The organism is Pseudoalteromonas sp. MSK9-3 (genome assembly GCF_003590335.1).
GTDB lineage: Bacteria > Pseudomonadota > Gammaproteobacteria > Enterobacterales > Alteromonadaceae > Pseudoalteromonas.
Genome location: NZ_MIET01000009.1, coordinates 102,321 through 109,339, shown reverse-complemented (window position 1 = coordinate 109,339; position 7,019 = coordinate 102,321). Strand labels below are relative to the sequence as shown.

Annotated in this window: 6 protein-coding genes; 3 read left to right on the top strand and 3 right to left on the bottom strand. The window is 41.8% G+C overall.

Translation table 11 applies throughout. The annotated features are described in order from the left end of the window. Positions 1–57 precede the first annotated feature (57 nt). The 3 genes from BGP78_RS02680 to BGP78_RS02670 all read right to left on the bottom strand — a co-directional run bounded on the left by BGP78_RS02680 (position 58) and on the right by BGP78_RS02670 (position 4,058). Positions 58–2,226 carry a hybrid sensor histidine kinase/response regulator gene (locus BGP78_RS02680; protein ID WP_119859956.1) on the bottom strand — a complete coding sequence of 723 codons (2,169 nt, stop codon included), beginning with the start codon at positions 2,224–2,226 and terminating at the stop codon, positions 58–60. A 129-nt stretch (positions 2,227–2,355) separates the two neighbouring features. Beyond that, entirely contained in the window at positions 2,356–2,958 is a 603-nt protein-coding gene (locus BGP78_RS02675) for a DNA-binding response regulator (RefSeq protein WP_119859955.1), read from the bottom strand. Further along, positions 2,955–4,058: a sensor histidine kinase gene (locus tag BGP78_RS02670; RefSeq protein WP_182912202.1), complete on the bottom strand. Its 1,104-nt coding sequence runs from the start codon at positions 4,056–4,058 to the stop codon at positions 2,955–2,957. The genes BGP78_RS02675 and BGP78_RS02670 overlap by 4 nt, the downstream gene beginning before the upstream one ends. A gap of 118 nt (positions 4,059–4,176) precedes the next feature. On the opposite strand from BGP78_RS02670, the gene BGP78_RS02665 reads away from it, so the two are divergent. The 3 genes from BGP78_RS02665 (at position 4,177) to BGP78_RS02655 (ending at position 7,010) form a co-directional block, all read left to right on the top strand. After that, positions 4,177–5,040 carry a DMT family transporter gene (locus tag BGP78_RS02665; protein WP_119859953.1) on the top strand — a complete coding sequence of 288 codons (864 nt, stop codon included), beginning with the start codon at positions 4,177–4,179 and terminating at the stop codon, positions 5,038–5,040. Continuing rightward, positions 5,040–5,732 carry a glycerophosphodiester phosphodiesterase family protein gene (locus BGP78_RS02660; RefSeq protein WP_119859952.1) on the top strand — a complete coding sequence of 231 codons (693 nt, stop codon included), beginning with the start codon at positions 5,040–5,042 and terminating at the stop codon, positions 5,730–5,732. The genes BGP78_RS02665 and BGP78_RS02660 overlap by 1 nt, the downstream gene beginning before the upstream one ends. Before the next feature lie 72 nt (positions 5,733–5,804). Next, positions 5,805–7,010 carry a methyl-accepting chemotaxis protein gene (locus BGP78_RS02655; protein ID WP_119860073.1) on the top strand — a complete coding sequence of 402 codons (1,206 nt, stop codon included), beginning with the start codon at positions 5,805–5,807 and terminating at the stop codon, positions 7,008–7,010. Positions 7,011–7,019 lie beyond the last annotated feature (9 nt).

The following is a 7,019-nucleotide window of genomic DNA, read 5'->3' as shown; positions in this document are numbered from 1 at the left end:
TCAAGAAAAGAATAAGGCTTTAGAATAAAAGCCCTACTTAAGGCGTGAGTATATTATTTATGCTACAACTTTTGAGTGAATAGTTTGCAACGCCATCACGCTCTCTTTTGCGAAACTGTGTAATGCCTGCCAATGGATCGTTTGTCCTTGCTGAAGCTGCTCACTTGCCAGTCTCAGCTCATCACTCAAAGCAGCCATGCCGAGTAAGTGGCTTTCTTGCGCCAATTGCAGTAACTTCTCGTATAAAATATCGGTTGCTTTAATATCCGCCAACCCCTGTAACTGTGCAAACTCATAATCAAATGTATCAGATAAATACATCAATTTAGTCGTCAAGAACTTCCCGTCGAGGGAGCTACTCAATTGACGCAGTACCTCTTCATTGACTAAATGTTCGTCTAATATTTGCGTACTCTGTGCGGCACACACTTGCTCTAGTACAGCAACCAGCGTTTTAGGTGACACCGGCTTGCTAATACAATAGGTAATACCATGGCGTAAGTAAGTTTGTTGGGCCGTTTCATCGGCATCACCTGTCAGTGCAATCACCGTAGGAGAGCTGGGTAATGTCATAGTGCTTAATTCATCGACAAACCAAGATAAACCATGACCATCAGGTAAATGCATATCAAGCAAAATAATATCAAATGCGCGTTTGGTTACCTTGCTTGTGGCTTGAGCTAAATCATGCGCAAATTCAAAGGTAGTACCCAACTCTTCCAAGTAATGCTTTAAGACTTCTCGATTTAATGCATTATCTTCGACGACCAAAATACTACAGGCTAACCCGCCTTGCTGATGGTGGGTGTATCTCGCTGTGGGTGCATTCACTTTGCTCGTTTGCACTTCCCCCTCTCGTAGTAGTAATTCAAAAAAGAACTCAGTACCACGCCCTATTTCACTGCGTACGCGAAGCTCCCCTTTCATATTTTCTAGCAACTGCTTACACAAAGACAAGCCAAGCCCAGCACCTTGCGCCACACTTTGCTCTGATGCAACGGTTACAAATGGCTCAAAGATAGTCACTAAATCAGCGTCATTTAAACCCACCCCTGTATCTGATACGTAAAACTGTACACTGTGGTAGTGACTACCAACACTCTCGGACTTTATGGTAACCACCACACTGCCATCAAGTGTGTATTTAATCGCATTTGACAGTAAATTCTTTAAAATAAGAGTAAGCGCTTCTTTATCGACTAAGCAATCTTGTGCCATTAACGATGTCGTATCTAAACTCACATCCAGTTTTTTTTGTTCCGCCAACGGCGAGAGTAAATCGACTATCTCTTGGCATACATTGGCAATGTTAACTGCAGTGAGTTCTTGCGGTTTTGTTTCGCCTTTCGCTTGCAACAACACTTGGTTTGCCAGATCTGATAAAGACATCGCAGCCCCCGCGATAATGTCACATAGCTCCGCATGTTTTTTCGGCTCTCTTGGAATACTTTTGAGCATCTCAGCATGCCCGACAATGGCATTCAGTGGGGTTCTTAATTCATGACTAAGTAATGTGAGATAACGGCCTTTTAATAGTGACGCTTGCTCGGCAGCCTGCTTAGTTTGTTCCACCTGTTCAGCGCGTCGACCACTACACAGTAAGCTTAAAGAAAAGCACAACAACAAAGGAATTGCGATAACCGCAATGGTAAAAATTTGATTACTCATGTTATTGGTTAAGAGACTATCTGAGGGTTTATACGCTCCCAGCATAAATAGCCGTAGCGTGAAAATACTGAGCATACCCACACAGGCAAGCAGAAAGCTCCAACGAGCAATGCTTGCTTCCGTTAACTCACTGACTTTACTTTGAAATAATGCTCTAATACACAGCCCTAATGACAACGCCCAAATAGTGTAGTTAAGCACCACTCGTACGATGAAATGCGGTTCAAAAAAAGTGAACCACACAAAGCCTAAAATATGAACGGTAGATAACACGACCCAGGGCCAGTATTTTGATTTAATTTGAAAAAATTGCTCAGTTCCCAGCGCTAAAAAAATAAGCCCAGCCAAAATCAATTGATTTGCTACAAAAATACGCCAAAAATCACTCAGCTGTGGCTGTGAAATAAGCACACATGCCACGGCAACCAAGGTCACAAACAACATCCATTGCTTAGTGCCAGCAAGTGTTCGATGAATTAACCAATTCAACAGCATAAACACCCCGCACACCGATGTGGTAAGTGCTAATACAGGCATGAGGAGTTTTGGCTCTAACATCGTAACCTTTACTTAATAATGATTTAGGATGACTATACTATCAAAAACCGACCCAATAAAAAGCCTTTTTTGTTAAAAGAAATTTGATCCCAGTTAACATTATTAGTGAATTTAACCCTTATTAATTGCTTACAACCAGCCTTTTTGTTTCGCAATACGCGCTGCATCCACACGATTACTGGCGTTTAGTTTTGCTATTGCATCAGATAAATAATTCCTTATGGTACCTTCACTTAAGTATAAACTTTTCGCTATTTCAGCTGTTTTATACCCTTCACCTGCAAGTCGTAATGCCTTTCTTTCTTTTTCTGTTAACGGATCTGTATCATCTAGTGCTGACAATGCTAATTCAGGGTCAATGACTTTTTTACCACACACCACCTGTTTGAGCGTGCGAATTAAGTACTCACTGGGCGCTTCTTTTAATACAAACCCTCTCGCCCCTCCAGCTAATGCCCTACGAATATATCCGGCACGAGAAAAAGTCGTCATGATAACCGTCTGACATGTCTCGTGTGCCTGCGATACATGCTCTAACAGTTCTAACCCTGTCATGTTTGGCATTTCAATGTCTGTTAGAACGATATCAGGGATCACCGATTGCAACAGCTGCTTTGCCTCTGCTCCATCGGCAGCCTCAGCCACCACCTCAATGTCATGATCTAAGCTTAATAAAGCACTAATCGCCCCTCTAACCAATGCTTGGTCTTCCACAACCATCACTTTAATCACACCCGCTCCTCCCGCAGCTTTACGGTCACAGAAAATCCCGTACTCGTGTCAATTATTACAGTTGCCCCTAGTGCTTCAGCTCGTTCTATCAAACCAGTTAACCCGTTGCCATACTTGAACTGGTCCACATGCCCATCATCGAAAATACGCATATATACAGTGTCTATTTGACCTATTTCAATCGAGACATGCTTACCATCACTGTGGCGCAAAATATTAGTCACAAGCTCTTTAGCAATAAAACACAATGTGCTTTCATGTTCTGCTTTTAAGTCCACTGCATCTAGCTGTTGCTCGACGTTAAACTGCGCATCAATTAAACGCTGCTCGAGTAAATTGATTTGTGCATATAGTCCCATCTGTTTTAATCCAGAGACCGCTTCGCGCACTTCACTTAATAAATCTCTTGCTAGTTCAGCTACCTGCTGCGATTCTGAGACTGCTTTTTGCTGTAACCCTGCATCATGTAATTTGCTGGCCAGTTCTGCCTTTAATGCTATTGAAGACAAAGAGTGTCCCAACGTATCATGTAAATCCCTCGCAATTCTCTCTCGTTCGGCAATTGCTGCAAGTTGCTCTAATTTCTCTTGGCTAGTGTGGTGTGCAATTTGATGTAAACGTTCTTGGCGCTCAAATACACCAAAACTAAATAAGCCAATACTAATGAGTAAAGCCGGCGCCCAAAAGTACAGCGGGTTGCTCGTGATCAAATACTGGCTACAGAGGTACATGATGAACAACATGATACCTAACATAAAAAAGCTATACGGACGACGGTAATTAAAGCCACATAGTGGCGCTATATAGCCAAACAAAGTGCTGGTTCCAGGCGTTACCAAGGATCCTGCTGAAGTCACGATAAGCATCAAAATAATTGTAAGCGTGGCATCATCGCCTTGTTTAAACACCGCAACACAGTACAAGGCGATAAAACAACTGTAGATAGCCACCTGTAACCCTAGGTCATGTAAGCTAAGCACATCCCAAAGACTAAACATCGGAAAAAAGTAAAATAGCGAAAAAATCAATGGCCCAATGCTTCTTAGAATTTTGTGCTGTTCAGCCAGTGCTAAATGTTTGATCACCGAGTGTGCTGCCATATGTGTAAAATTAACCTTGAGATACAGACAAGCAAAGATAGCAAAAATAGCAACAAACATTTAGTGACAAAGGTCACAAGGTTAGTGTTAAACTAAATAAAAAAGGTAGGCCACTCACATGCGAGCCGAGCAATCCTCTTTGCTATATTTACATATCGCCGTTTTATTATTCGGTGGTACCGCTCTTTTTTCAAAACTCATCGATTTATCAGCATTAGACATTACCGTATACCGAACGGCAGTGGCCTTCGTCGCACTTATACTCTTGCTAACATTACAACGAAAGAAAATTGCCTTACAGACCTCAAAAGACTATTTAATCGCTATTTTATTGGGTGTTGTTGTTGGCTTGCATTGGGTGACCTATTTTGCGGGAATGCAAATGGCAGGCATAGCCATTGGCATTATCGCTTTTTTCACTTACCCAGTTATAACGGTCTTTTTAGAACCCTTTTTCACGCAAAAGCAATTAAAACGCAAAGATATAATATGTGCTGTTGTCGTACTCACAGGTATATACCTACTCATACCTGAGGCCAGTTTAGGCAACCAAGTTACATTAGGCATCATAACGGGCGTGAGTTCGGGCGCTTTATTTTCGCTACGAAATTTACTGCAAAAAAGATACTTTTCCCATTATGGTGGCCCTCAAACCATGCTATATCAAACACTCGTAGCCAGCCTCATGCTATGTGCCTTTGTCACCGTTCCCCCCAGCGCTCTTTCACAGTCTCACCTTGGTTTGATTTTACTTGCTGGCATCGTCTTTACCGCGTTACCTCATGCACTTTTTGCCAGTAGCTTACGACATTTGTCAGCAACGACCGCGGGGTTAATTTCTTGCTTACAGCCCTTGTATGCAACCCTGTTGGCCTTTATGCTATTGGCAGAAAAACCCAGTATAGTAACCTTGATAGGGGGGTTACTTGTTGTTAGCACTGCTTTTTTTGAAACTTGGTCTGTTACAAGGAATAAAGCCTAATGCATATATTTGCTCACCGTGGTGCCAGTGGTAATTACCCAGAAAACACCTTAAGCGCAATTGATGCCGCTCTACAAGCTCAGGTCGATGGCATTGAATTAGACGTCCAAAGTTGCCAAGATGACTTTGTCATTATTCATGATACTTGGCTGGACCGCACCACGAATGGCCAAGGTAAAATCAATACCACTTCCCTTGAAAAAGTACAGTCTTTTGATGCCGGTAATGGACAGTACATACCGAGTTTACAGCAAGCCTTAACCGCCGTGGGTCAACACATTCTCATAAACCTTGAGCTCAAGCATACATTTAGCTTAGACAAGTTTGTTACCTGCATTGAACAGAATATCCATGATGCCACCTTGTCACGTGACCAATTACTTATCTCATCTTTCGACCACCACCAATTACTGTGGTTAAAACAGCAATTGCCTTGGATTAAAATCGGCGCACTCACAGCATCTATTCCACTGCAGTATGCGCAATTTGCTCAGCAATTAAATGCCTATAGTGTTCATATCGATAAAAATTTTATAAATCATGAATATGTACATGACGCAAAGCAAAGAGGTTTAAAGGTTTATGCCTACACAGTCGATAAGCAGCAAGACATCGAAGACATGCAGCTGCTTGGTGTAGATGGTATTTTTACTAACTTTCCATGTTATGCAAAAATGATTTTGTCGCGTTAACTGAATAAATAATTCACACTGTTCTATGATTAAATAAAATGGCACAGTGAAGAGCCTAAAATGGGTCTATACATGAGTATATATAATCAAATTGAACAATCTTTTTTCTTTACCCTATCACGTAAAATATTTGGCAATTTAAGCTTTGTATTTTCGTTTCAGTTACTCACTTTATTTTGGTTGTATGCGGAACTCAGCGAAAAAGAACAAGGCTTAGGTTGGTTTTGGCTGATGGCATTTGGCGCCGTCGCTGGCTTTATTTTCACATTATTTTATATGCGGTTTTTAATCGTGAGACCAGTCAGGGCAATGCGCGATGCGTTAAAACAAATTAACCGCAAAGATGGCGATCTCAACGCTAAACTGCCCCACTTTACTTACGATGAATTTAGAGAATTGAGCGAGCAATACAATACGTTTACCAGTAATTTAAGTAAGCTTCTTGCCAGCACGTATAACAGTGCGCAAACCGCTGCAAACAGCAACCAAGATGTGACACAATCAATGCAGCAAACCGCGGAGTTTGGTGCACAACAATTGCATATTAGCGACTCTATTATTGCCGCCAGCGATCAAGTCACACACAGCCTACAAAGTATCGTGGGTAATACCGATCAAGTATACCAAGCCAATACCGAGAGCTTACAATTTGTAAAAGCGTCTTCTACCTCATTGGCAAAATTGGTCGATGAAGTAAAGCAAATCACCGCATTACTTGGTAAGTTCTCTACGACTGTTTCAGGATTAAAAGAAAACAGCGAAAACATTCGCAGTATCCTCAAAATGGTTGAAGAGTTTTCAGACCAAACTAATTTACTGGCTTTAAACGCTGCAATTGAAGCAGCAAGAGCCGGAGAAGCTGGGCGCGGCTTTGCCGTTGTGGCCGATGAAGTCAGAAGTTTATCAGTCAAAGTCAATGAAGCGACACGTCAAATTAGCGATTTCATCAATCAAATGAATACCCTAGTGGGTGAAACAAACCAAGAGTCAGAACAGCTGATTGATCACTCCAAAGGTGCCGAACAAGCCATCAGCACAACCTCTCAAGGGTTTACGGATATGAGTCGAGAGTTTGAGCGTAATCAAGCACAATTAGAAGACATCGTCAGTGCGGTGCATCAGTTAGAGGCCACACAAAATAATACACACCAAACAGTGCAGCAGATCGTCGAACTGGGCCAGCAATCTAAAACACAAATTGATGATGCTGTAAATCACTGCCAACAAGCGCAACTTTTAACAAAAACAACGCAAGATGAATTAAAACGTTTCGTATAATTTTCTACC